Source organism: Roseobacter insulae, from assembly GCF_019375555.1.
In the GTDB taxonomy this organism is placed as follows: Bacteria; Pseudomonadota; Alphaproteobacteria; order Rhodobacterales; family Rhodobacteraceae; genus Roseobacter; species Roseobacter insulae.
The window spans coordinates 20,729-45,175 of the sequence record NZ_JAHXDN010000001.1; the positions used below are offsets into that span (position 1 = coordinate 20,729).

The following is a 24,447-nucleotide window of genomic DNA, read 5'->3' on the forward strand; positions in this document are numbered from 1 at the left end:
ATACTGAACATGACACGTGTAGATCTCAACGCTGACATGGGCGAGAGCTTCGGCCCCTGGAAAATGGGGGATGATGCCGCACTGCTCAAGACCGTGACATCGGCCAATATCGCCTGCGGCGCGCATGCCGGCGATCCCGACGTGATGACGGCCACCATGCGTATGGCGATGAACAACGGTGTCGGCATTGGCGCGCACCCGGGCTTTGCCGACCTGCAGGGGTTTGGCCGCAGGCGGATGAGTATCCCCCGCGACACATTGCAAAACTCGATCCGGTACCAGGTTGCGGCGGCTGTTGGCGTTGCGAAATCGCTTGGGGCGACTGTCCGACATCTGAAAATTCATGGCGCGATGGCCAATATGGCTTCCGAGGACGAGGCGCTCGCCCGCGATTTGTACGAGGCGGCGCTGTCCGTCGACCCGGACCTGATCGTCATGGTTTTATGCGCCACGGCACAGGAAAGTGCCGTGCGCGCCCTGGGATGTGCCTATGCTGGCGAGATTTTTGCAGATCGGGCCTATAATGACGATGCCACGCTGGTTGATCGCAGCCTGCCCGGCGCGGTGATCCACGACCCCGATGTTGCCGGTAAGCGCATGGTGGAGATGGTGCAGGCAGGAGCAATAATTACCGAAAGCGGCAAACGGATCGAAACGAGCATCGACACTATCTGCCTGCACGGAGATACGCCGACGGCTGTTCAGATAGCCGGTTCGGTTCGCAACGCGTTGGAGGCATCGGGCGTCGATGTCCGCCAGTTCGATGGCCGCCGGCCCTGATGGTACCGGCGGGCGGGCGGTTGGCAAAGCCGCCTAACGGTTCGCCGTTTCCTTTTTGAGGAATGCGATCAGATCAGTACGATCCTGAGGTTTCGTGATCCGTTGCATCGGCATTTTTGACCCGGGCACGTAATGGTCCGGCCCCAGATCAAACAGCAGGTCAATCGTGTCATCGGTCCAGGTTATGTCCGAATTCTGCAGGGTGCTGGAATAGATGTACCCCTCGACACTGCCGGCCGCGCGGCCAAAAAGGCCGTGCAACGTGGGGCCTGCCCGGCGTTGACCGTCCGGACCCAATGCGTGACAGATCGAACACTTGCGCTGGAACTGTCTTTCGCCGTTGGACATCTCTTCGGGCGATTTCAGGAAACTGCGTTCGGTATTGCTCATCTGCGGTGCGGACCCGAGGCTTGCCACCGGCCAGCTGTACATGGCGTCGTCCAGACCGCCAGCATGGATGTTCCGGCCATCCTGCGCAAAGGCCAACGCCCAGATCGGCCCCGACAGGGTCGCCCGGAAATCGCTGGCGATGCGCCATGTCTCCGTATCGATCACCATGATGTAGCCCTGTGCGTCCCCCACCGCGATCCGCGCCGCAGCGGCGTGAAAATCCATCGCGAGGATCGGTCGCCGGTCTGCTGTGAAATCATGCAAGGGGTCGCCATCCGGCAGGCTTGCAATGCGGGTTGTGCCATCGACCGCGCCATAGGCAATCCAGCTCTCGTCCGCACTGAGGTTGATGGTATTGATGCCAAATCCGTGGTTCACCAATCGCCGAACCGGGGCACCGGTCGCGGCATCCCAGATGCGGATCGTGCCATCCGCCGAGGCGCTGTAGATGCGCGCGCCATCGGGTGAAAACGCGACATCCGTCACGATGTTCGCATGCCCCTTGATCTGCAACGGCGGTGCCGCCCCGTCCACCGACCACAGGCCAACGGTCCGATCCCAGCTCGCAGATGCGACGCGCTGGCCGTCCGGCGCGACCGCGAGCTGGATGATTTTCGCGGTGTGCTCTCCCAAGCGACGTGTCGTGCCCGCGACCGGGTCCCAAAGGCGCACGGTGAAATCGTCACCCGCGGAGACAACACGCGCGTCGCTGACGGCAGCCACCGCGTTTACAGCCGCCGTATGACCCTCAAGCCACTGTGGTTCTCCATCGCGCCACAGCCCGACTGAATTGTCGAAACTGCCTGTCAGGATGGTGCCGTTATCTGTCGATGCAATGCCTTTGATAGGCCCGCCATGTCCCTTGAGCGTGAAAAATTCCTGTGCTTCGGCGCGCGTGGTCAGCAGAAGGATAACGGATAAGAACAGGACCAGCATTATTGCTGGCAGATGTAACCAGAAGGGTTCTGTCTTCCGAAGTGCCGGTCGGATCATTCTCTCTCCCAACGTGCCGCGCCCGGGTGGCTGCCCACCAGTCAGCGCAAAAATCGTCATAAGCTGCGGCGAATTGTTACAAGGAAACAGGAAACAGGTCCATCATGGCAAGTCTAATGGCGACGCCCCCACCTTCCTGGAACGGTCGGGGATGAGCACCAGCCTCCGCCGGTGCATTGCACGGACAGCATGCGTGGCGATGATGGAGGAGGTAAAAAATGCACCTGTCCGCTTGAGCCGAGCCGCGACGCAGGGTCCCGGCGCGGATATGGCCGCGTCCACCCAAGGGCTCTCGTCATGCGCAAGAGCGTCGAGATACACTCCCTGTCTATCGCCGAAGGAGGAACAGAGGCTTGCCGTCCGCGCCCCGGTTACGCCAGTGATGTCGTTCAGACCGGGTGGCGCCGATGCATGGTGGTCCCTCCGGCACGCCCTGCACCTCGCAGCCGTCGACGCGGCTCATGCAGCGCGCCACGCGGGTGAGGCCGGCATTTCGACCGGTTTCGTCACGGACACGGTGGAGGGGTCTGACCACCGCCATCTGATCCGCAGGAATGCCGGTTTCAGCGATAATATGCCGCTGGAACTGGATGACGGCAAACGCCCCACCGTGCCGCCTCTTTCGCGGCCCCCGGATGAACACCACCATTTCCTTGCAGTCACGCGGGGCCCCTCCTGCCGCCCGACTGACCTGCATCAAGCGGTGCGGCGTGAAAGCTTGGCATCATTGGGCCGGAGCCGTCGCAAGAAAGGGATTGAGGATTATGCAAAGCACCGCGGCGAGTGTCATTGACCTGAGCCTGTTGACCCGTGCCGACGTGCCGCTCGTCGGCGGTAAGAACGCCTCGCTGGGCGAGATGATCGGCGCCTTGAGCGGGAAAGGTATCCTTGTGCCACCGGGGTTCGCCACGACCTCGGATGCGTTTCGCCGCTACCTGACGGCCAACGATCTGAACACCCGGATTGCGGCGGAACTGGATAAACTGGCCAAGGGCAAGTCCGAGTTGGCCCAGACGGGTGCCGCGATCCGCGCGCTTATTCTCGGCGGTGACTGGCCCGAAGACATTGCCCAAGCAATCCTGACCCACTACCGGGACCTGTCGGAAAGACATGGCGGGAAACCCGTGGCGGTGGCAGTTCGCTCCAGTGCCACCGCCGAGGATCTGCCGGATGCCAGTTTCGCAGGCCAGCAGGAGACGTTTCTGAATGTGACGGGTGATACTGCCCTGCTGGAAGCTTGCCGCAAGTGTTATGCATCGCTCTTTACGGACCGCGCGATTTCCTATCGCCAAATCAAGGGGTTCTCTCATGATCAAGTCGCGCTCTCTGTGGGTGTGCAACTGATGGTACGTGCCGACACCGGCGGATCCGGGGTTATGTTTTCCATTGATACGGAGACCGGGTTTCCCAAGGTTGTTCTGATCAATGCGGCCTGGGGGCTGGGCGAAAACGTGGTGCAGGGGACGGTCGATCCGGATGAATACCAGGTCTTCAAGCCCTTCCTTGGCAACCCCGACCTGACCCCGATCCTTGAAAAACGTCTGGGCGGCAAAGAGATCAAGATGATCCGCAATCCTGAAGGGACTGCTCGCAACGTGCCGACCTCCCGGGCGGAACGCGCTCAATACGTGCTGAGCGACTCGGAAATCCTTACTCTCGCCCGGCAGGCCTGCGTGATCGAGGAGCATTATGGCCAGCCGATGGACATGGAATGGGCCCGCGATGGAACCACCGGTAGGCTCTACATCGTTCAGGCCCGGCCAGAAACGGTGCAGTCACGCAGCGATACCGGCTCGCTGAAATCCTACGCGGTGCAGGAGCCGGGTCCGACACTGCTGACCGGGCTGAGCATTGGCGACGCCGCGGTTGCCGGCCGCGTGAGCCTTATCGAGAATGTGCAGGATATAGGCCAGTTTCCGGACGGGTCGGTCCTGGTTACCTCCACGACCGATCCCAACTGGGTGCCGATCATGAAACGCGCCGCCGCGATCGTAACGGACCATGGTGGCCGGACATCTCATGCGGCAATCATCAGCCGGGAACTGGGATTGCCGGCGATCGTGGGCTGCGGTGATGCCACGCGGGTTCTGCACGATGGACAGGATGTCACCGTTTCCTGCGCGGGCGGAGAAGAGGGCGTGGTGACCGAAGGGCTGTCAGAAATCACGGTGACCGAAGAGGCGCTCACCGAGCTTCCACAGACCCGCACCAACGTCATGCTTAACCTTGCCAACCCGGCCGCCGCTCTGCGCTGGTGGCGGTTGCCGGTGCGTGGTGTCGGGCTGGCGCGGATGGAATTCGTCATCAGCAACGCGGTGCGCGTGCACCCGATGGCGCTTGTGAACTTCGACCAGATCACCGATGAGACAACCCGCCACGAGATCGAGGCACTGACCACCGGATATGACAGCAAAACGGCCTATTTCGTGGAGCATTTGGCGCGCGGCCTGTCGCGGTTAGCGGCCTTTTGCTATCCTGAACCGGTCATCGTGCGCATGAGCGATTTCAAGACAAACGAATACGCCAGCCTTCTGGGCGGACGCACATTCGAGCCGCATGAGGAAAACCCGATGCTTGGGTTTCGCGGCGCTTGTCGCTACTACTCACAAGACTACCGCGACGGGTTTGCGCTGGAATGTCAGGCCATTTCTCATCTGCGCGCCGAGCTTGGCTTCGACAACGTGATCGTCATGATCCCCTTCTGCCGCACGCCGGAGGAGGCTGACCGCGTGCTGGCGGTGATGGCGGAAAACGGGCTGGAGCGCGGTCTTGACGGGCTGGAAATCTACGTGATGTGCGAAATCCCGGCTAACGTGGTGCGCGCCGGTGAATTTGCCCAGAGGTTTGACGGGTTTTCCATCGGGTCCAACGATCTGACGCAAATGACACTTGGCATAGATCGCGATTCACAAGAGCTTGCGGCACTCTTTCGCGAGGACGACGCGGCGGTTCTATGGATGATCGAGACCGCGATACGCCAAGCCCACGCCGCCGGATCAAAGATCGGGTTTTGCGGTCAAGCCCCCAGCAACGACCCCGAATTCGCAAAGAAACTGGTTGGTTTCGGCATCGACAGCATCTCTGTCACCCCGGACAGTTTCATCAAGGTGCTGCGCAACGTTGCAGAGGCAGAAGCCGGTTAGACCTGCTCCACCGGGCAAAGTGGCAGCAGCGCTTCGACGACGGTGCGATCACAGAGTTCCGTGCCTTCCGTGCCCATCGTCGCGCTGGCTGCGGCCACGCCCCATTGCAGCGCCACATCAGGATCTTCGCCCCGCGACAGCGACAACGTCAGCGCGCCGACAAAAGCGTCCCCGGCACCGATCTTGCTGACCACGGGAACTTGCGGTGTGCGGCAGAGGTATCGCGCCCCTGCCGTCACAAGGATGGACCCTTCGCCGCCCCTGCCGGTCACGATGGAGCGGGCGACGCCGCGCTCCATCAACTCCTCTGCAAACCTGATGCAGTGCGCGACGGTGGGCAGCGCATGGCCCGCCGATTGTTCCGCCTCCCTGTGGTCAAGCCGCAAGATCTCCACAGGTGCCGATGGCTCGGCAATCAGGCGCGCGAGGGCGCTTTTGGATGTATCAACGATGAGCCTGTCTGTCTTCGGCGCAATCGCCTTCAGAACGCGGTTGGGGAAAGTGTCGCCCAAGCCCGGTGCAACGCCACCGCTGAGCACAACGTAACCGTCCGGCGGTGCCTTGGCGGCAATGCTGTTGAGGAGGTGGTCAGCATCTTCCGACCGCAAGATCTGACCGGGCAGGCTGAACCGGAATTGCTCTCCCGTGTGCTCGTCCGTGACGGCCAGGCTTTCGCGGGTTTCTCCTTGAACGGGCACCGGATGCACCGGAACCGCTTCTGCCGACAGAAGCCGGAGAAGCCGGTCACCCGATGCGCCCCCCACGGCCACCAGCGCAGTGGCGCTGCCGCCCAGTCTGCAAATGGCCCGTGCGACATTCACGCCGCCCCCGCCGGGATCAATCCTGGGAGCCCTGCAATAGAGTTTCGGCCCGGCGATCACCCGTTCGACCGATGTCGCAAGGTCAACCGCCGGATTAAGCGTGATCGTCAGAATTGCCGACATTACCTGCACCTTTCCAAGCTGTCGTTAAGCATATGCATCGCAACCTACCCCCTGGACACGTATCCTGCATCCGTTCCAGCCCACCCCCGCGCGCGGCACGTTGGACCGGGAAAACGGTCTTATCCGTTGATACATCATTTCCATGGGATTCCGGTATGCCTGATGGCGCTGGCTGTGGCTCAGTCTTTGTGCTGGATCATCGCCAGGCGCATGGTGGCGGCAAGGATCGCCTGCGACAATACGGGCGACCGGCCTGACCCGATGACGGCGTCATTGTCGCGCTCATCGCTTTCACGCAGACTGCAGCGCCAATGCCCGTCCTTGTCATTGGCCCTGCCGCGAATATGCACCGCCCAGTTGGGAAAGGCCCGATCGGTAACATGCATGGCGGTATCCGCCGTGCTGATGTGTTCCGCAAGTTTTTCATCGGGGTCGACAGCATCCGGCAGCAGGTAAGCAAGGCCGCGGACCACCCCATCGAAATCCGCCACTGTCAGGTCGGTTCTCGTCTCCAGTTCTTCGATCAGAACGTCCAGTTCAGGATCCTTCATTCGCTTGCTCCCTTGTCTTTCCGGGATCGCCCTTGATTTCCGCGATACCAATCACGTAATTCTCGCCGTAGGTCCGCGCGCATTTCGGGCAGGTGGTGTAGAACATGTAGATACGCCCGGCAACGTGGCCGCCTGCCTTTGCGGCGATTTCCATCTCGTGCACCCAGTCCGCGGCCTTGCGGTAAGACCCTTCGAACACACGCGTCATGAAGTCGCCCGAAAGCGTCGTCATCTCCTCCTCCGGCACTGGCCCGGTGACGGCAAAGAGGTGTTCGCCTTCAGTTGCAGACAGGTCACGGCTCAGCACAAGATAGCCGTCGGGATCCTGCGCACCGGCGGGTTCGATATGGCCCTGGACCCGGGTGAACACCTTGCCCATGTTGACAGGCACATGCAGGAGGCTTCGCGTTGTTGCCCGGACGAACGGTTTGTTCTTGAAATGCAGGTGCCTGCCATCCCATCCGCGCGGGTCGAAACGCGGGCAGCACCCCGTCGTGTTTGCCGACATATCCATCACTGGCAGCGCATTCGTTTGCACAGGGTTATCTCCCGGTTTCCGCACCGGTGATCCTCTCTCACTTTGGCCGGGCGTGATTGACATTTGTCATTTACAGCGCGCGAAATTCGGAGGCTGGCGGGCGGGGGCAACCTGCGGCAGGCCTTTCGGGCACATAACACTGGCATGATGCCGTCTTGCAACGACCTGACGGACATCCGGGGATTTTGCGCGTCGTTTATCAGTTCATGCCGGACCGTTTCGGCGACGCATGCCTTTCCCGTCGCACCCTGACGGATCTGGTTTTTCCATGCCCCGGGAACGGCACCGTGTCAGAGGTCCAGATCGCGCCATCTACCGTGACATGGCTATGCCCGGCATCACCTGCGTGGCTACCGTCAATGACAATTTCAACCCAACCGTCTTTCCCTGCCAAGGTGACTTGAGCCGCGCCCCAAGCCGCGGGCAAGCACGGGTCGATCGAAATGGCGCCCTCCTTCAGCGTGACCCCGAGAATACCCTCGACGGCCAGTTGCCAGGACCAGCCTGCCGCCCCGGTATATCATGACCACCCGCCCTGCCCGGTGCGACTGCCCGTCCCCGAAACATCACCCGCCAGCACGTAAGGCTCCCTGCGGTAGTGATCCGCCGCATCCCGGTCGGCGGTGCGCCGTACCGGATTAATGAGATCAAACACCTGATACGCTCGGTCCCCGTCGCCTACTGCAACATAGGCCATTCCCAGCCATGTCGCCGCATGGGTGTATTGACCGCCGTTTTCGCGGATGCCGGGGGGATAGGCCTGAATGTAGCCGGGGTCGCGATCCGTCTTGTCGAACGGCGGCGCTAATCGCGCACAAAGCCATCCATGACAGGCGGCGCCTGTCGGAGAACCTGTAGCCATGGCGCATAGACCTCGATGTCGCGCGCGGCGACATGCACGTCATGGCGGTACCGGTCGAGCCATGTGATGACTTCGTCCTCCTGATCTTCGGTAATGGTCTCGGTGGCTTCGATGGCGTCGCGCACCACGGTTTCCAGCGGGTGCCACAGCGTCGTGCCAAGCGTTTCGAGACGCGGCAGCCACTGCATTGGGGAGGATCGCGCCGCGCCAATTGCCGCGCGGATCGAAGTTTCGATCTCGTCCAGGCGTGTTGCATCATGTTCCGGCACATCCCTGATGGCACCGATAAGCAGGTCGAGCGTCGTGTCCAGACACCCGAAGCAGGCGCGATAAAATGCCGGTTGATCGGCAAGCTCCAGACACCCCTGCTTCAGCGTAATCAGGGCGACCGCCAGATTACCGCTGTCCACGGTGGAGACATACTGCGGCTCCAAGGGCTCCAGCGTCCGGGTGTCGTACCAGTTCAGAACGTGGCCGCGGTAGGCCTGAACCCTGTCAAGCGCATCCAGCGTGTTGCAGCAGCGCGCAAGAAAATCGCCGGTGGTGATGAAACCGAAATCACGCGCGGCCAGTGCGGATGTCAGGAACATGCCGATGTTGGTCGGCGAGGTCCGATGGGCGATCCCTTCCTTGTGGCCAGCCTGATAATTGTCGGGTGGCAGCCAGTTGTCATCGGGGCCAACGAAGGTTTCAAAAAAATGCCACGTCCGCCTTGCAACAAGGCGCAGGAAATGACGCTGATCCTCATCCAGAGTCTGGCTGCGAAAGATCCGCGGGCGGGCTCTCCAGACAGAGATTTCGGGTGCGAGGAACCACAGCACCAGGACCGGCACGGCAGGCCAGAACCCGTGCGGGTCATAAAGCGCCAGATGACCGGCCAGCACCAGCGCCAGCGCCGAGGACGACCACATCAGCCGCCATGACGCTGTGCGAATACTGAGATCAGACATCATGGACGCGGCATGGGCCGCCGAGGTCCATTCCAACCTGTTTCGTCCGGCGATCCAGATGCGCCAGGGCGTTCTGAAAACGGCGTCGAGGATGATCAGCGTATCGCTCACCAGAAAGGCAATCGAAAAGAACCATCTACCGCTGGCGGTTTTAAGTGTGTGCAGCGCTGATCCCAACCGTCCCCAGCGAACACCCCCCGTGGCGATGGCAAAGAGTTCCCCCACAAGGTAGCTTCCGGGCGCGGCCACGGCCAGCACCGTCCAGACCAGCGCGCTGCCGAGCAGCACCAACCACGCGCCGAGAAAGAACAGCAAGAGCGCCGGCGGCACGAGGCTGCGGCGCAGGTCGTCGATCATCTTCCACCGATCCAGCAGCGACAGGGTGTTCCTGACCGGTTGGCCATCTGCATCTGGTACGCGGCGCCGCAACCAGGGCAACAGCTGCCAATCACCGCGTATCCAGCGGTGCTGGCGCATGGCGAACTCCGGATAGCTCACCGGCAGATCTTCGTAGAGCACCAGGTTGCTGGCGAGAGCGGCGCGCCCATGAAGCCCTTCAAAGAGATCGTGACTGAGGACCGTGTTGTCGGGTACCCGATGCGTCATCGCACCGCGAAGGGCGGCAATATCGTAGATCCCCTTGCCAAAGAAAATGCCAGTGCCGAAGATATCCTGATACACGTCCGACACGACCCGGCTGTAGATGTCGACCGCCGTATCGCCGCTTTGCAGGTGAGAAAAATGCGTGCCTGTGCCCAGCTTGGGCAGAACTTCGATACGCGGTTGCAGGATCGCGTGACCTGCGATGATGCGGCCGCTGTCATTATCTGACACCGGTTGGTTTAGCGGATCGGCCATCATCCCGATCAGCCGATTGGCCGTACCGGGTGGCAGTTGCGTGTCTGCGTCCAGCGTGATGGCGAAACGCAACCCGCCCAGATCAGCCACCGGGCCTGACGTGACCGGGAATGCATCGGTGTCCTGCCCCAGGACCAGCCTGTTGAACTCCTCAAGCTTCCCCCGTTTACGCTCCCATGCCATCCAGCAGTCTTCAGCCGGGTTGAACTGCCGTTTGCGGTGCAGCAGAACGAATGGCTCAGCACCGTCGGCACTGCGCTGCGGGTTCAGGTGCTGTATCCTCTCCGAGAGCGCCTCTTCTATCGCGGCGTCCACTGGCAAAACCTGGCTGTCGGCATCGACGGGATCAGACAGAATCACGTAGCGCAAGGCCGGGTCCGGGTTCACCAGCGACAGCACCTCGATCTGATCAATGATCCTGCGCGCCTCCGCCACATCGCCAACGATCACCGGCACCACGATCGCCGTTGCAAACTGCGGCGGAATGGATTTGGCGTAATCCATCTCGGGCAGAGGTTCGGGGCGGGTAATCCTTGAAATCGTCCAATGCACGATCCAGACGCTGAGAATCGTGGCCGGAACCAGCGAGATCAAGACGCCGAAAATCCACTGCGGCACTGTCGCGTCCTGCAACAGCAGATAGGCAAGCGGTAAAAGCAAAGCCGCGGCGACACCCGCGCTCAGGCTTGCCGCATAAATCACGCCACGCCGCGCACCAAGCCAGCGGCGCGTCGCCAGCGCCGCCGGCACATGGCATCCCAGATCGGCTTCAAGCGAATTGACTCCGTCCCCGATGAGCCAGTAGCCGACATGGTAACCGGCAGCTGCACCATCGTGTTGCCGGCACTTTCGGATCGCCCGGCGCGCAACCTCCGGCTCAGCCAGATCGCAGCGTCGGGAAAGTTGCTCGACGGCGGTGCGGTACCTGTCCCGGGTCTCGAAGGTCATCTGCCCGTAGACGCCCGCCGGATCACACAACAGTTCCTTTTCTATACAGCTGGTATCGTCCACGAAATCAGGCCACTGAATGTTGTCCAGAGCAATGAGATTGGTGATGGCCGAGGCGATCGGTTCGGTGGGCCCGGCATCTGCGGCACGATCCGCGCTGTCGCTTAAATCAACTGGTGATGGCACTTCCGGATCAAGCCTTGCGAAGGCAAGGATCAGCCGCTCGAGCGAGACAAGCCGAAGCATCGGGGGCAACGCCCAGAGCTCGGCATTGGTCAGGCTGGAAACCGCTTGGTAGGCACCGACGAAGGCAGTCAGATTGGGCAGGGAGAGTTGCGGTTGCAGCGCGTCAAACGCCACCTGCGACAGCTCATACGCGCGCGCAAAACCTGCGCCATCGGCATGTTCCAGCGCAACCAGCTTGCGGTAAAACTCCGGCGGCATGTCTTCCTTGAGGCGCCGGATAGCGCGCATCACGACGTAATCATTGTCCAAAAGCCAGTCTGCGGCCCGGACATGTTCCGCCGCGGGGTCGGCGCACTACGCGCGGACCGTGTTCAGCCAGTCGCACAGCGATGGCAGCGCCTGCAACCCCCCGGGCATGACCGGCGGACCGGCGGTTGTTGTGTGGCGCAGCGCCAGCGCGTTCGCCGCGGTGTCAAAACCCGACAACGCAGCACCCGTGGTCATGTGTCCGTGCGGGTCGGTTGTCCGGTTCCGGCTGAGGTGACCGCGCCGGTCGCATGCCGATCCTGATCGTTAAGCCGGTGCCGGACCATCAGAACCGGAATGTCGGCGCGATCCAGAATATAGCTGGCCACGTCACCCGCCGGAACGTCGCTGTGTCCGCTCTGCCCATGGGTCGCCATAACGAGGAAATCGGCCCCCTCCTGGGTGGCAATCTGAATGAGCGCGCGTCTCGCGTCACCGCTGGTCACGATGCGGGTCGATATCCTGAGACGGTGGTGTGCCAGCCTGTTCTTGATCCGTTTGAGATGTGCCCGGCCAGCGCGCGTGTTTCTCTTTGTGACCTCGCTGTTGAGCAACATGGCTTTGTTGTCCATCACGCCAAACTCGGTCAGGCCGGGGTCGGGCGTGACGTAACACAGCATCAATTCGGCATCCTCGGCCTTGGCCAGCGCAACCGCCTTCGGCAGCGCACTTTCCGACCGGGCCGAGCCGTCAATCGGCACCAATATGCGCTGGACCCCCTTTTCCGACAGGTCAGGCGCGGTTTCAGGGATCATCAATATGCCTGGGCTGTTGGAGTTCACCACGCCGCTGATGGTGTCGCAGAGCCGCCAGCGCCCATCTTCCCGCGACCGCAACGCGGCGGCAATATCCTCTTTTCTTGTGTCTACAAAGGCCGATATCTGCTCTGCGCATCGGCCTTCCAGAAGTTGCGTTTCAATGCCATTGCTTTCGGTTTCAACTGCCTTCGCCAAGCGGTTGAGGCAGCGCCGTGCCATCCGTTTCTTGATTTCCCAATCCACGGGATCAACAGGTCCGGTCCCGTTTGCCCCCGGCGTCATGACCCGCAAAAGCAGCACGCGCCCGCCGAAGACACGAGCAATTGTCTGTGCATGCCGCAGTGCGGATACGTCTTTCTGGTCCTGTCCGAAAAACACCAGAACATCAGACTTGTTGGCAGCTGTTGGTGTTACCTCGGCGTCCTGGAGCTTTTCCGGGGCGGGCTTTGCATTCTGTGATTTGGCGGCCATGTTCGCAATCTGCTTTTAAAAGGGATCGTTCTGGCGCTGTTCTCCAAAGCGATGTTGGTGGGGCTGGACGATGTTCAGTTGTCCACGCAGGACAGGAGCAAATGCAGATAAGTCACCATCCGCAACGAACGGCGTTGCATGCACAGGCGAAAAGCTACGCGTTTCTGGAGCGGATCGATTGATGTAAATCAAGACTTTCGCGTCTCTCGGTACGCCCCGGGATGAACCCTGGCAAAAGAAACGTTGTGTGGGATCAACCCAACGGTCGCGGGCCTGTCCTCACGCTCCGTGCGCAGTCCCTTGCCCGTCACCGCGTCAACGTAAACTCGGACCCTGTCGGGCATGGGCGGACCCATGGACAAAGAGCAGCACGAGAACGATACAGCGCAGCATTTCCATCTTGCTTGTCCCTTAAAGGGTGTTCGAAACCGGCTTGTGCGCAGGCGGCACATCGTCAAACGCAACGGCTGTCGCGGACTGCGGCTTCAGGATGATGGTGCGTCACCTGCATCCCGAGGCGGCGGGACATGCATCTTGTGCTCGACCGTGGCGACCAGAGAGGAGGCCCCCAGAACCACAACCGGGCAACGGGATGCGGCCAGAACGCGTTTGAGCTGTTCCGCGTCGCGGACCGGCCCACGGAAGAGGTCGATCAATACGACTTGCGCATTGGTCCTGTCGAGGGCGGCAATGGCGTCCTCGACCGTGTCAAATAACACCTTGGTGGGATGCTCCTCGCCGCGGGCCTGCACGGCCAAAGGACCAACGCCGAACGCAATCAAATCTGCCCGCAGGTGGCTGGCAAGCATGTGTGAGAGCCCCAGCAACTGCCCGTCATCCGGGGTCAGCGGGTCGAACATGATAACCTTGCCCGCAAAGGAATGGCTGCTGCGATACCCGAATATCAGCGCGTCCCAGCCCGTTGCCACGCGTGTCGCGGTATCGATCAGATCGCCCATCTGACGTTCAAAGGACCAGTCCACCGCGGCGAGGTCCGCTGTCTTTTTCAGAAGCTGTTGAAAAGCATTGGCATCCGCGTTCATCAGCGTGTGCATTTGCGACGGTGATGGCGTAATGAGCAGCGCGCCGCTCGCCGAAACAATACGTCGGTTCGGGATGGCACAGGCCGCCCGCGTGTCGTCGTCATCAACCAGTAATCCGCCAAGGCTTCGCGCAATACCTTCGGTCATGCGCTGTGCGATATGCATGGCCGCAGCGGCATCCGCAAAGGAGCTTGCGCTTACGAGGATACGCATTTTGGACGCAGGGCCGGGGCTCATGACGCGCCACCCTGCGCGGTCTTATCGGGCGGTGCTTCGGCAAATTGTCGGCGTTTTTGTGCAAAGGCCCTGAGCCTGTCTTCGACCAGTGCGTTGACCGTGCCTGTCGGGAAAACGGTGTTGCGCCGTCTTTTGCCCGCCGGTTTCCCGGTCAGGATTTCGATCCCCTCATCGATTGACCGGATCGGAATAACCCTGAATTTACCCGCGCGCGCGGCCTCTACCACATCCTGTCGCAGCATCAGGTTGTCCACGTTCGAGACCGGGATCAATACCCCCTGATCACCGGTCAGCCGTCTGGCCTTGCAGATGTCGAAAAACCCCTCGATCTTTTCATTGACGCCGCCAATTGCCTGGATTTCTCCACGCTGATTGACGGATCCGGTCACGGCAAGCCCCTGTCGGATCGGGATGCCTGAGAGCGCCGACAACAGGGCAAAGAGCTCTGCCGCCGAGGCGCTGTCGCCTTCAACACCGCCATAGCTCTGCTCGAACACAAGGCTGGCATGCAGCGACATCGGGACGTCCAGCGCATAGATTGAGGAGAGGTACCCTGACAGGATCAACACCCCCTTGGAATGGATCGGCCCGCCGAGTTCAACCTCGCGTTCGATATCAACCAGCTTGCCGGCACCCAGCCGGACCCGCGCCGTAATGCGGGACGGTCGCCCGAAGCGGTGTGTGCCGATGCCGATCACCGACAGGCCATTGACCTGCCCGACGGCATGGCCCGCGGTATCGATAAGAACCGTTTTGCGCACCACCGCCTCCTGCATCCTGTTCTTGATGCGCCCGGCGCGGTAATCCGCCCGTTCAACCGCGTGGTTAATGTCATCCGCCTGCATCACTGTGCGCCCGGCCTGTCTGGCATAGTGATCGGCCTCGCGCATGATGTCGCCCAGCACCCCCAGTTGCAGGGTGAGCTTCCTGGTGTCATCGGCCAGCCGCACGGCATGATCCAGCAGGGCGGCGACCGCAGCCGCCGTCATGACGCACAGGTTTTCGCGCGCGGCATAGGCGGCGACGACCTCGGCCAACTGGCGTGTGTTTTTCGCGGTGCGCGGCAGATCATCCTCGAAATCCGCGAACAGTTTGAACAGGGTGCCGAATTCCGGGTCGAGCATGACCAGCAGCATGTGCAGACGCCGGTCGCCGATCAGAACCACACGCACGTCACAGGGAATGGGGTCGGGCTCCAGCGAAATGGTGGATCCCAGGCTGAGCCGGTCAGCCAGCGAGATGATGGCGATGGACTGGCTTTGCAGGCACCGCTTCAACGCGTCCCAGGCGTAGGGTTCGGCCAGCAAGCGCCGCGCGTCCAGCACAAGGTAGCCGCCGTTCGCCCGGTGCAGCGCGCCCGGTTTGATCAGGGTGAAATTGGTGACCAGCGTGCCCATCTGCGACAGGTGTTCGATCCGGCCGGTGAGTTGATTGAGCGATGGCTTATCCTCGAAGATCACTGGTGCAGCAGCCCTCTTGGCATGCGCCTGCGATACCATCACGTTGACGCCGTACTGGTAGAACCGCGGCTCCCGGTGGTATTTGTGGATCGCCGTCGGAAAGGGGCCGTTGTTGTCGTCATCGACGTTTTCAAGGAAGAGTTCGGCATTGGAAATAATATCCCTGCGCACCGCTGCGAGGTAGGACGTGACCTCGGGATTGCCGGTATAGTCATCGGCCAGCGCCTGCACCCGCACCGACACCACACGCTCCGCCATGTCGGCATGCAGTTTTTCAACCTTCTGTCGATGTTCCTTTTCGAGCTGCGGCCCCTCTTTCAGGATGGCGGCAAGTTGGGTCTGCAGGCGCTCGATCTTCTCATCGATTGCCTGCCTTTCGGCGGGCTCCAACTCGGCATAATCGTCCGGCTTGATGGGTTTGCCGTCGACAACCGCCGCAAGCATGAAGCCCATAGGCGTCTTCAGCAGCGCGACATTTTCTTCCTTCACCTGTTCGGCAAAAGCGGCGATGGGTCGTTCCTGCCTTTCCCCGGCTTCCTGCTCAATGGCGCGGCGCTGCGTCTGGTATTCGTCGGAATCGAACAATGCGGGGATGTCGTTGGCCAGATCATCCACGAGATCCTCCATGCCCTTCCGGAGTACCGGCGCCTGTCCGGCGGGCAGTTTTATGGCATTGGGTTTGTGCGGGGTGTCGAAGTTGTTGACATATACCCAATCCGCTGGGGTCGGGCGGCGAGTTGCTTCCTGTTCCAGCAAGGTCGACACCGCCGTGTGCCGCCCCATGCCTTCGCGCCCCGCGACAAAGAGGTTGAAATCCTTGTCGCCGATGCTGGCAGACAGCCTGATGGCTTCGATGGCGCGGTCCTGACCGACCAGCCCGGCCACCGGTTTCAGGTCTGCCGTGGTCTCAAAGCCTAACAGTTCGGGCTGAATTTCGAGGCGCAACTTGGCCGCGGACAATCCGCCGGGAAGTGATGCATCCCTCTTTTCGGTGTTGGCCAATTGCGCCTCCGGATTTCATGCTGATGTTCGTCTGTCCGATGCGGCGTTCGAAACACTTCCGCGCCAACCGGTCAGAAATCGGATTGATGCGGGCCAAAGTCCTGGGGGTGGGGACATGTTGGCTTCGGCCCGCCAAGGGCGAAGGCTCGCCCTGTCACGAAATCTCCAACTGATCGACAACGGCAGTGACACCGGGAGCCGACCATGCGGCCTCTTCTGCCAGCTTGCGCTCATACCATGCCTTCACATGGCCTCTGAGGGTCACCTTCCCACCGGACACGCCCACGTCGATATGGGAGGCCTCGACCGTCGCATGCCTGTGCAAGGCAGCGGAGATTTTCTTTCTGACATCGTCTTTCGACGCCCTGGGAGAGATGCTGATCGCGTTGATCACCGTGGTCACGCCGCGCAGTCCGGCCACCTGATCGCGCGCCTCTGCGCGTTGGTATTGCCAGTCGACATTCCCGGTCAGCGTCACGCGCCCGTTCTTCACCTCGGATTGGATGTCAAACTTCTGAAAGAGCGCGTTCCAGTCACACAGATGGGCGATGCGCGTTGCAATATCTTCATCGGTCACGGTCGTGTCGGACGCGTATTTCACCTTGATGCCATCGACAACCGCGTGCACGCCCTTGATCCGCTTGGCGGCTTTCACTGCGGCGAGTTCTTCGAGATAATTGTGAACGGTCCCATGCAGCGTCACCGATCCGTCATGGACCGTCACGCCAATTTCAGTCGAGTCGATACGTGGGTCAAAGTCTATCTCATTCAGAATATCGTCTTTGATTTGCTCATCCGTTCGCATGTCGATCTCCCTAAAAATGCGGAACGCCTTGATCTTACGCTGGTGTTCGCTGTCCCGTTTGATTTTTGTCAAAACCGCGCATCGTCTGGGGATCTCGCGGGCGGGCCCGGCGTGTGTGCGCAACAGCCGGTCGATAGGCCTGCTGGCATGGCGCTGGCGTCTTTTCCTCAATGGTCGCATGGCGGAAAAACCAGTGCTTGGCGGGCCAGCACTGGCCTGCACGATCAACTGACGATTTGCCAGGTCCCGTCCGGCTGGCGGCAGGCAATCCCGGTACCGACAGCGCGACGCCCGCCAATGGTGATCGTCTGCCGATACTCGCGGCAATACCGGCCAGCGGTCGACGTACCGTCGCGCAGCGCGACAACCGTGCCGTAGTTGCCGCTGTTGGGGTTGTTCCAGCGGATCGTCTCGCCCAGATCGGCGCGATACGCCCGGGTAATCGCGGCGTTGGCCCGCAACCTGTCCGTATCATCCATGGAGCGCCCGATTTCGCTGCCGATCAATGTGCCGATCAGAACGCCCGCACCGGTTGCGGCCAACCGGCCATCCCCCTGTCCGAACTGCGCCCCAAGCAGCCCGCCGAGCACCGCGCCTGTCAGACCGCCGGTTGTCTGGCGCGGGCCGTAATCGTCGGGTGTGCAGCCCCCAAAAGACATAAACGACAAGGCAAGGATGGCACCGCGGAAAAGGGTCATATCTGGACCTCCCATAGACTGCTGCACAAAAAGGTTAGGTCTGATCACGGGCGGCGGGATTGATCAATATCAATGGAAGAAACTGCCCTTGCCGCGTTGGCCTGATGCCACCCGCATCACCTGGGCGATGCCTGCCCGTTGCCCTCAACCGCGCTCGGCACATCGGTGCGGGCCGCTGTTTGACTTTGATCAAAAGGCGGTACGCCCAACCATATAAAACAGGTCCGGTACCCACATAACCGTAGGAGGATTTTTGATGTCATATGAAGACTATCTGCCCAAGAACTGGCTGCGGCACAAACACGATGAGGACAATCCGCTGGTCAGCCTTCGCAAGGAGGTCGACAGCCTGTTCGACGACTTCGGCAACGGATTTTTCCGCGGACCCGGGGATGTCAGCGTGCGGTCGAACCTGAGCGAAACGGACAAGGAGATTTGCATCACCGCCGAGTTGCCGGGCATGACCGAAAAAGACGTCGACGTGTCCGTCAGCGGCGACAGGATCGTCATCAAGGGCGAGAAAAAGTCAGAAAAAGAGGAAAAAGGCGGCGAGAAAGGGCGCGAGTTTCATCGGGTCGAGCGCACGTCGGGATCGTTCCAGAGAGCTATGGCGCTGCCTTTCCACATTGACCCCGACGCGGTCAAGGCTGTCGTCAAAAACGGCGTTCTGACCGTGACGATCGCCAAACCGCCAGAGGCCGTGTCAAACACCACCAAGATCAAGATCGCGACGGCGGATTAGCGCAGGCGAGGCGGTGCCCCACGAGCGCCCACCAAACGCCTGACCCGACCAGGGGAGCTTCGGATGTGGCAAAAAGCGCTTGATCGGATGTTGCAGGTGATGCTGCACTCGGGGGCGATCATCGTGATAATGCCCGACGGCAGCACGCACAGCTACGGGGACGGCACCGGTGTCCCGGTAGCTGTGCGGCTACACGATATGGCCACGGTAAGGCACCTGGTGCTTAACCCCGAACTGGCGCTTGGCGAGGCCTATATGAACGGCACGCTGACCATAGAGGAGGACCGGCTGCAGGAATTACTGGGCTTGGTCGTGCGCAACCTGCGCAGCGCCCCCCGGGTGTTCTGGCAGAGACCGCTTTTGAAACTGCGGGTCGCCCTGCGCCGCTTCACACAAAGGAACGCGGCGACCCGCGCCCGACGTCATGTAGCGCATCACTACGATCTCTCAGACCGGCTGTACGGTCTGTTTCTGGATGAAGACCGTCAATATTCATGCGGCTACTTCCGAACGCCAGATGACACACTCGCACAGTCACAGGCGCAAAAGAAAGACCATATCGCCCGCAAACTGCTGATCCGGCCCGGCATGAAAGTGCTGGACGTCGGATGTGGCTGGGGCGGCATGGCATTGACCCTCGCGCAGGATCACGGTGCCGAGGTTCTCGGCATCACATTGTCCAGAGAGCAGCTTGCCGTGGCGACGCAACGCGCCGCGCGGGCGGGCCTGTCGGATCAGGTGCGTTTTCGCCTCTGTGATTATCGCGGCGTCGATGGCACTTTCGACCGGATCGTGTCTGTCGGGATGTTCGAACATGTCGGACTGCCGCATTACAACAGTTATTTCAGGACTGTCCGGGACCGGCTGGCGGACGATGGCATCGCTTTGGTGCACACGATCGGATGGGTCGCCCCGCCCGACGCGACAAATCCGTGGATCGCTAAATACATCTTCCCCGGCGGCTACATCCCGACGCTTTCCGAAATTTCCAGAGCGGTCGAGACCGCCATGCTGTGGCCTGCCGATATCGAATGCTGGCGGCTGCATTATGCCTACACGCTGCGGCACTGGTTCGACCGGTTCAACGACAACGAAGCCGATGTGCGGGCGCTTTACGATGCACGCTTCGTGCGAATGTGGCGCTTTTACCTCGCTGCCTGCGAACAGACATTCCGGCACGGCCGTCAGGCGGTGTATCAGCTGCAACTGTCACGTCGTGTCGATGCGGTCCCCCTGACACGCGATTACCTCTATCGCGACGCACCCTTGGGGCAAATGCGCCGTGCCGCGGAGTAGTTTTCATGGCGGCCTGTTTACACCAGGGGAGCACCTTCCGGGGTTCACTCTCAAACAGAAACCACAGGGAGCAAGACGATGATCAACAAAATTCTTCTGGCCCATGACGGATCACACCACGCCCGTCGCGCGATGGATGTTGCCGCGGAAATTGCGGTGAAGTTTGCCGCGGAATTGTCCATTGTGCACGTGCTGATGCACGGTCGGCCCGCCAAAGAGCTGGTCCGCATGGCCGAGATCGAACACATGGTCGAATATGTGCACAAGAAATCGCTTCCGCATGAGGCATACTCTGTCGGAAGCGCCTATGACGCGCTCAACGTTAATGCGTCAGGTAACCGCAGCATACGGGTGATTTCAGCCCTTGGGGATCACCTCGTCACCCTCGCAAAAAACCGATGTGCAGAGCTTGGCGCAACTGTCGGACAGACCTCCGTACGCTCGGGAGACTACGGTGACGAAATACTCGATGCGGCCACCGACTTCGGATCGGACATGATCGTCATCGGCTCGCGCGGTTTGGGAGTGGTGGGGCGGACGGTCCTGGGAAGCGTTTCGCAGAAAATCGTCCATCATGCCTCGCAGCTCGTTGTTGTCGTCAAATAGCGTGTCATCTGGCGGGTCGGGGGTTGATTTCCCTCAAGTCATGCCGGTGGTGACCCGGCTATCGTCCCATCAAAACCCGGTGAGACACAATGCGCGCGATGGTTCTGCACAAAGGCAAGGCAAGGCTGCAGCCCGAAGAGGTCAGCTGTCCCGATCCATCGGCCCGGCAGCTGCGCATCAAGATCGAGGCCTGCGGCGTGTGTCGCACCGACCTGCACATCGTCGACGGTGATCTGCGCGATCCGGCACTGCCGTTAATCCCCGGCCATGAGATCGTGGGCCGGATCATCGACATCGGCGCGGACGTTCAGGGATTTGACCGAGGTCAGCGCGTCGGCGTTCCCTGGCTGGGTCACACCTGTGGCCACTGCGCATATTGCCGCAACGATCAGGAAAACCTCTGCGATGCTCCGGGCTTTACCGGGTATACGCTGAACGGCGGGTATGCGCAGGAATGCGTCGCGGATGCACGGTATGTCTTCGCCCTCAACGACGCGGCGGATCCCGCGGCGCTTGCCCCCCTGCTGTGCGCGGGTCTGATCGGGTTTCGCAGTCTGCGAATGGCCGGTCATGCGGAGCACGTCGGCTTTTACGGCTTCGGCGCTGCGGCGCATATCCTCACGCAGATCGCCGTCTGGCAGGACCGCAAGGTGTACGCCTTCACCCGTTCGGGGGACGATGCGGCACAGCGTTTTGCACTTGAAACAGGGGCGCTCTGGGCCGGCGGCTCGGATGAGCCTGCACCGGTGTCGCTGGACGCTGCGCTGATTTTCGCGCCGGTCGGCGCGCTGGTTCCGAAGGCGCTGAAGGATCTGAAGAAAGGCGGGCGGGTGGTTTGCGGCGGCATTCACATGAGCGACATCCCGTCATTTCCCTATGATGATCTCTGGCAGGAACGACAGGTCATGTCCGTGGCCAATCTGACCCGCGAGGATGGAGAGGCCTTCTTTCCTCTGGCTCAGGTGGCCCGTGTCCGCACACGGACGACAACCTACCCACTGGAACGGGCCAATGAAGCGCTGGATGACCTGAGGCAGGGGCGTCTGCAGGGCGCGGCCGTGCTGATACCGGATGCCTGAAGCGCAGGGCGCCGTTGAGATTTGTCAAACATCACCGGGTGCCCGCCGCTAGGCTCCGCGCCATGGACAATCTGGTGTTCACATTTGCTGACCGCAAGGAAGCAGGTCAGAAACTGGCCAGCGAGCTGGCGGGCCGAAAACTGGATGACCCGGTGATCTTTGCCTTGCCGCGCGGCGGTGTGCCCGTCGCGGCCGAGGTCGCGCGCCGCCTGAAGGCGCCGCTTGATCTGCTGCTGGTGCGCAAGATCGGCACGCCTGGCAATCCGGAAGTAGCGCTTGGTGCGATCGTTGAAGGGATCAACGCGCAGGTCGTGATCAATCAGGACATCCTGCAACTGTCCGGCGCGGACATGGACTATCTGGAACGGTCCTACGCAGGCGCACTGGCCGAACTTGACCGCCGAAAGCGACGCTTGATCGGGGACCGGGACAGGCTTGACCCGGCGGGCCGAACCGCAATCGTGGTCGATGACGGCCTCGCAACAGGGGCCACCATGAAAGCGGCGCTGATCGCGCTGCGGCGCAACGGGGCGCCCATGATCATCGTGGCATTGCCCGTTGCGCCGAAAAAAGCATTGGCTGAACTGAACGCCTACGCCGATGAGATCCTCTGTCTGAACGCCGCTACCGGGTTTCACGGGATGGGCGGATTTTTCCGCGACTTCCATCAGCTATCGGATGCGGAGACCGTCGCCCTGCTCCGGCAGTGTTGGAAACCCGAGGCATCGGTCCACACGCGAAAGGTGGTAATCCCCCCGGTGGGCCTTGTCGGGGCGTTGACGATCCCGAAGAACCCCGTCGGCCTTGTCATTTTCGCCCATGGCAGCGGGTCGGGCTCCCGCGACCGGCGCGTGGCGGGGACGCTGAACGAACGGGGTTGTGCGACACTTCTTTTCAATCTGCTGACACCGGATGAAGCGCAGGTTCGCAGAAACCTGTCCGACATCGCCCTGCTTGCCGAACGCCTCGTCGGCGCTTCGATGTGGGCGGTATCCGAACCCGATCTCGCCGACCTGCCGCTCGCCATCTTTGGTGCCGACACGGGCGCGGGTGCCGCGCTGGTCGCAGCCGCCGACCTGAAGGACCGCGTGGCCTGCGTGGTATCACGCGGCGAACGCCCCGATCTGGCGGGCCCGGCCTTGCCACGGGTCAACGCGCCGACACTGCTGGTCGTGGGAAGCCGGGATCATGACGTCATCACGCTGAATGAACAGGCGCTGGCGGCCATGAGATGTACGAAAAAACTGCAGATCGTGCCGCGCGCGGGCCACCTGTTCGAAGAACCCGGAACGCTGGACAGGGTGGTCGAACATGCTGCGACATGGATGACACAATACCTCAGGCACCCCGCCGATCCACCCCGCGCAGCTGCAAGCCCGACGCCGGACGGGGATCTCGCTGTCCTGCGGCGCGCGGCAGAACCGCTTCCGGACATCAACGACCCTTCTTTTGGCGCGTGTTTCGATCGTTTCGGGACGCACCGCGTTGTGCTTCTGGGGGAGGCCTCGCATGGCACGTCAGAGTTCTATCGCGCCCGCGCCGCGATCACCCGACGGCTAATCGAAGCACACGGATTTTCCATTGTTGCCGTGGAAGCAGACTGGCCCGACGCTGCGGCCATCGACCGGCACGTGCGGCGCAGCCCGCACCGCCCGATGTCCAAAGCCGCCTTCGCCCGGTTCCCGACGTGGATGTGGCGCAACACGGATGTCGAGGCCTTCGTCACCTACCTGCGAGATCATAACAGCACGCGGTACCCGGATGATCGCGTCAGTTTTCACGGTCTCGACCTTTACAACATGAACGCGTCCATTTCTGCGGTGCTGGCGTATCTCGACCGGGTCGACACATCGGCGGCACAGGTTGCGCGTGCCCGCTATGCCTGCCTGTCACCGTGGTCACGTGAACCTGCCGCCTACGGGCGCGCGGCACTGGCGCATGGCTTTGCCATCTGCGAGAACCCGGTCACCAGCACCTTGGTCGATCTGCTCGAACAGCAACTGGCCTATGCCCGGCACGATGGTGATCAGTTTTTTGACGCCGCTCAGAATGCGCGGCTCGTGGTCAACGCGGAACGCTATTACCGGACAATGTATTTCGGCTCGCATGTCTCCTGGAACCTGCGCGATCAGCACATGTTCGAGACGCTGCACCAGATCATGGATCATGCGGGGCAAGACAGGAAAGTCGTTGTCTGGGCTCATAATTCTCATATCGGGGATGCCCGGTTTACCGATATGGGCCGCAAACACGGAGAGCTGAACATCGGCCAGCTGGCACGCGAGGCATTTGGCGAAGAGGCCGCTCTCGTCGGGTTCGGCACGGCGTCTGGCACCGTTGCTGCTGCCTCCGAATGGGACGCGCCGATGGAGATCAAGACGATCCGGCCGCCCCGTGCCGACAGCTACGAGGGTCTTTGCCGGGCGGTGGATATCGAGCGGTTCCTGTTCGATTTCAGGGCCAAGGAGAACGACGATCTGCGCGGTGTTCTGAGCGCGCCCAGACTGGCGCGCTACATCGGCGTGATCTACCGGCCCGAGACGGAGAGAACGAGCCACTACAGCACTGCAATCCTGCCTCATCAATACGACGCATTCGTCTGGTTCGACCACACCCATGCGGTCACCCCACTGCCCACGATTGCCGCGAAAGGCGGGAGTGAAACATACCCCTTTGGCCTCTGATCGCCAGACCCGGCGGCGCATTGCAAAAAACCGTCCCAAGCACGCAGAACATCCCAGCCACGGCCAACCCGCCGACCGGCATCATCGCGTGCAGATTGATCTTGGTCAGTCGGTCCG

Annotated in this window: 20 protein-coding genes; 8 read left to right on the top strand and 12 right to left on the bottom strand. The window is 61.4% G+C overall.

All coding sequences use genetic code 11. The features are described from left to right. Positions 1-9: 9 nt before the first annotated feature. Positions 10-780, top strand: a complete 771-nt coding sequence (locus KX928_RS00125; RefSeq protein ID WP_219497606.1) for a LamB/YcsF family protein — start codon at positions 10-12, stop codon at positions 778-780. Between the two features lie 33 nt (positions 781-813). Here the strand turns inward: KX928_RS00125 and KX928_RS00130 are convergent, their stop codons facing one another. Then, positions 814-2,163 carry a c-type cytochrome gene (locus KX928_RS00130; protein WP_257883454.1) on the bottom strand — a complete coding sequence of 450 codons (1,350 nt, stop codon included), beginning with the start codon at positions 2,161-2,163 and terminating at the stop codon, positions 814-816. Positions 2,164-2,545: 382 nt separating this feature from the next. Between KX928_RS00130 and KX928_RS00135 the strand changes: the two genes are divergently transcribed. Beyond that, positions 2,546-2,956, top strand: a complete 411-nt coding sequence (locus tag KX928_RS00135; RefSeq protein ID WP_219497608.1) for a hypothetical protein — start codon at positions 2,546-2,548, stop codon at positions 2,954-2,956. Beyond that, entirely contained in the window at positions 2,928-5,306 is a 2,379-nt protein-coding gene (gene ppsA, locus KX928_RS00140; RefSeq protein ID WP_219497610.1) for a phosphoenolpyruvate synthase, read from the top strand. The genes KX928_RS00135 and ppsA overlap by 29 nt, the downstream gene beginning before the upstream one ends. Here ppsA and KX928_RS00145 read toward each other — a convergent pair. The 11 genes from KX928_RS00145 to KX928_RS00195 all read right to left on the bottom strand — a co-directional run bounded on the left by KX928_RS00145 (position 5,303) and on the right by KX928_RS00195 (position 17,923). Further along, a complete protein-coding gene (locus KX928_RS00145) occupies positions 5,303-6,250 on the bottom strand; it encodes a 1-phosphofructokinase family hexose kinase (RefSeq protein WP_219497613.1) in 948 nt (315 codons plus the stop codon). The genes ppsA and KX928_RS00145 overlap by 4 nt on opposite strands. A gap of 179 nt (positions 6,251-6,429) precedes the next feature. Beyond that, the gene (locus tag KX928_RS00150; RefSeq protein ID WP_219497615.1) at positions 6,430-6,801 is read right to left on the bottom strand and encodes a hypothetical protein; all 372 of its coding nucleotides are present in this window, start codon (positions 6,799-6,801) and stop codon (positions 6,430-6,432) included. After that, complete coding sequence (locus KX928_RS00155) at positions 6,788-7,339, bottom strand: hydrolase (protein ID WP_219497617.1); 552 nt, start codon at positions 7,337-7,339, stop codon at positions 6,788-6,790. The genes KX928_RS00150 and KX928_RS00155 overlap by 14 nt, the downstream gene beginning before the upstream one ends. A 520-nt stretch (positions 7,340-7,859) precedes the next feature. Next, positions 7,860-8,201, bottom strand: coding sequence for a GH36-type glycosyl hydrolase domain-containing protein (locus tag KX928_RS00160; RefSeq protein WP_219497619.1), 342 nt, complete (start codon positions 8,199-8,201; stop codon positions 7,860-7,862). After that, the gene (locus KX928_RS00165) at positions 8,144-11,434 is read right to left on the bottom strand and encodes a DUF3131 domain-containing protein (RefSeq protein ID WP_219497621.1); all 3,291 of its coding nucleotides are present in this window, start codon (positions 11,432-11,434) and stop codon (positions 8,144-8,146) included. Before KX928_RS00165 ends, KX928_RS00160 begins: the two co-directional genes overlap by 58 nt. Positions 11,435-11,497: 63 nt before the next feature. After that, positions 11,498-11,647 carry a hypothetical protein gene (locus KX928_RS00170; protein WP_219497623.1) on the bottom strand — a complete coding sequence of 50 codons (150 nt, stop codon included), beginning with the start codon at positions 11,645-11,647 and terminating at the stop codon, positions 11,498-11,500. After that, positions 11,644-12,678, bottom strand: coding sequence for a universal stress protein (locus KX928_RS00175; protein ID WP_219497624.1), 1,035 nt, complete (start codon positions 12,676-12,678; stop codon positions 11,644-11,646). Before KX928_RS00175 ends, KX928_RS00170 begins: the two co-directional genes overlap by 4 nt. A gap of 485 nt (positions 12,679-13,163) precedes the next feature. Further along, entirely contained in the window at positions 13,164-13,958 is a 795-nt protein-coding gene (locus KX928_RS00180; RefSeq protein ID WP_219497626.1) for a Rossmann-fold NAD(P)-binding domain-containing protein, read from the bottom strand. Then, positions 13,955-16,420, bottom strand: a complete 2,466-nt coding sequence (locus tag KX928_RS00185; RefSeq protein ID WP_219497628.1) for a Lon protease family protein — start codon at positions 16,418-16,420, stop codon at positions 13,955-13,957. Before KX928_RS00185 ends, KX928_RS00180 begins: the two co-directional genes overlap by 4 nt. 154 nt (positions 16,421-16,574) lie before the next feature. Beyond that, complete coding sequence (locus tag KX928_RS00190) at positions 16,575-17,225, bottom strand: BON domain-containing protein (RefSeq protein WP_219497630.1); 651 nt, start codon at positions 17,223-17,225, stop codon at positions 16,575-16,577. A 224-nt stretch (positions 17,226-17,449) separates the two neighbouring features. Next, on the bottom strand, positions 17,450-17,923 hold the full coding sequence (locus tag KX928_RS00195) for an RT0821/Lpp0805 family surface protein (RefSeq protein WP_219497633.1): 474 nt from the start codon (positions 17,921-17,923) through the stop codon (positions 17,450-17,452). Positions 17,924-18,179: 256 nt separating this feature from the next. Here KX928_RS00195 and KX928_RS00200 point away from each other — a divergent pair, with 256 nt between their 5' ends. The 5 genes from KX928_RS00200 to KX928_RS00220 all read left to right on the top strand — a co-directional run bounded on the left by KX928_RS00200 (position 18,180) and on the right by KX928_RS00220 (position 24,330). Next, the gene (locus tag KX928_RS00200; RefSeq protein WP_219497635.1) at positions 18,180-18,665 is read left to right on the top strand and encodes an Hsp20/alpha crystallin family protein; all 486 of its coding nucleotides are present in this window, start codon (positions 18,180-18,182) and stop codon (positions 18,663-18,665) included. A 63-nt stretch (positions 18,666-18,728) separates the two neighbouring features. Further along, positions 18,729-19,961: an SAM-dependent methyltransferase gene (locus tag KX928_RS00205; protein ID WP_219497637.1), complete on the top strand. Its 1,233-nt coding sequence runs from the start codon at positions 18,729-18,731 to the stop codon at positions 19,959-19,961. Positions 19,962-20,039: 78 nt separating this feature from the next. After that, positions 20,040-20,567 (top strand): universal stress protein, encoded by a 528-nt coding sequence (locus KX928_RS00210; protein ID WP_219497638.1) that lies wholly within the window; start codon positions 20,040-20,042, stop codon positions 20,565-20,567. A gap of 89 nt (positions 20,568-20,656) precedes the next feature. Continuing rightward, positions 20,657-21,646, top strand: coding sequence for a zinc-dependent alcohol dehydrogenase family protein (locus KX928_RS00215; RefSeq protein WP_219497640.1), 990 nt, complete (start codon positions 20,657-20,659; stop codon positions 21,644-21,646). A 62-nt stretch (positions 21,647-21,708) separates the two neighbouring features. Continuing rightward, positions 21,709-24,330, top strand: coding sequence for an erythromycin esterase family protein (locus KX928_RS00220; protein ID WP_219497642.1), 2,622 nt, complete (start codon positions 21,709-21,711; stop codon positions 24,328-24,330). The last annotated feature ends 117 nt before the right edge of the window (positions 24,331-24,447 follow it).

Excerpts from the sequence above, each read along its gene's own strand:
- KX928_RS00175 (WP_219497624.1), bottom strand. The coding sequence starts at position 12,678 with ATGGCCGCCAAATCACAGAATGCAAAGCCCGCCCCGGAAAAGCTCCAG.
- KX928_RS00145 (WP_219497613.1), bottom strand. The coding sequence starts at position 6,250 with ATGTCGGCAATTCTGACGATCACGCTTAATCCGGCGGTTGACCTTGCG.
- KX928_RS00135 (WP_219497608.1), top strand. The coding sequence starts at position 2,546 with ATGTCGTTCAGACCGGGTGGCGCCGATGCATGGTGGTCCCTCCGGCAC.
- KX928_RS00195 (WP_219497633.1), bottom strand. The coding sequence starts at position 17,923 with ATGACCCTTTTCCGCGGTGCCATCCTTGCCTTGTCGTTTATGTCTTTT.
- ppsA (WP_219497610.1), top strand. The coding sequence starts at position 2,928 with ATGCAAAGCACCGCGGCGAGTGTCATTGACCTGAGCCTGTTGACCCGT.
- KX928_RS00190 (WP_219497630.1), bottom strand. The coding sequence starts at position 17,225 with ATGCGAACGGATGAGCAAATCAAAGACGATATTCTGAATGAGATAGAC.
- KX928_RS00160 (WP_219497619.1), bottom strand. The coding sequence starts at position 8,201 with ATGGCTACAGGTTCTCCGACAGGCGCCGCCTGTCATGGATGGCTTTGT.
- KX928_RS00180 (WP_219497626.1), bottom strand. The coding sequence starts at position 13,958 with ATGAGCCCCGGCCCTGCGTCCAAAATGCGTATCCTCGTAAGCGCAAGC.
- KX928_RS00220 (WP_219497642.1), top strand. The coding sequence starts at position 21,709 with ATGGACAATCTGGTGTTCACATTTGCTGACCGCAAGGAAGCAGGTCAG.
- KX928_RS00130 (WP_257883454.1), bottom strand. The coding sequence starts at position 2,163 with ATGATCCGACCGGCACTTCGGAAGACAGAACCCTTCTGGTTACATCTG.
- KX928_RS00170 (WP_219497623.1), bottom strand. The coding sequence starts at position 11,647 with ATGACCACGGGTGCTGCGTTGTCGGGTTTTGACACCGCGGCGAACGCG.
- KX928_RS00125 (WP_219497606.1), top strand. The coding sequence starts at position 10 with ATGACACGTGTAGATCTCAACGCTGACATGGGCGAGAGCTTCGGCCCC.
- KX928_RS00150 (WP_219497615.1), bottom strand. The coding sequence starts at position 6,801 with ATGAAGGATCCTGAACTGGACGTTCTGATCGAAGAACTGGAGACGAGA.
- KX928_RS00215 (WP_219497640.1), top strand. The coding sequence starts at position 20,657 with ATGCGCGCGATGGTTCTGCACAAAGGCAAGGCAAGGCTGCAGCCCGAA.
- KX928_RS00205 (WP_219497637.1), top strand. The coding sequence starts at position 18,729 with ATGTGGCAAAAAGCGCTTGATCGGATGTTGCAGGTGATGCTGCACTCG.
- KX928_RS00210 (WP_219497638.1), top strand. The coding sequence starts at position 20,040 with ATGATCAACAAAATTCTTCTGGCCCATGACGGATCACACCACGCCCGT.
- KX928_RS00200 (WP_219497635.1), top strand. The coding sequence starts at position 18,180 with ATGTCATATGAAGACTATCTGCCCAAGAACTGGCTGCGGCACAAACAC.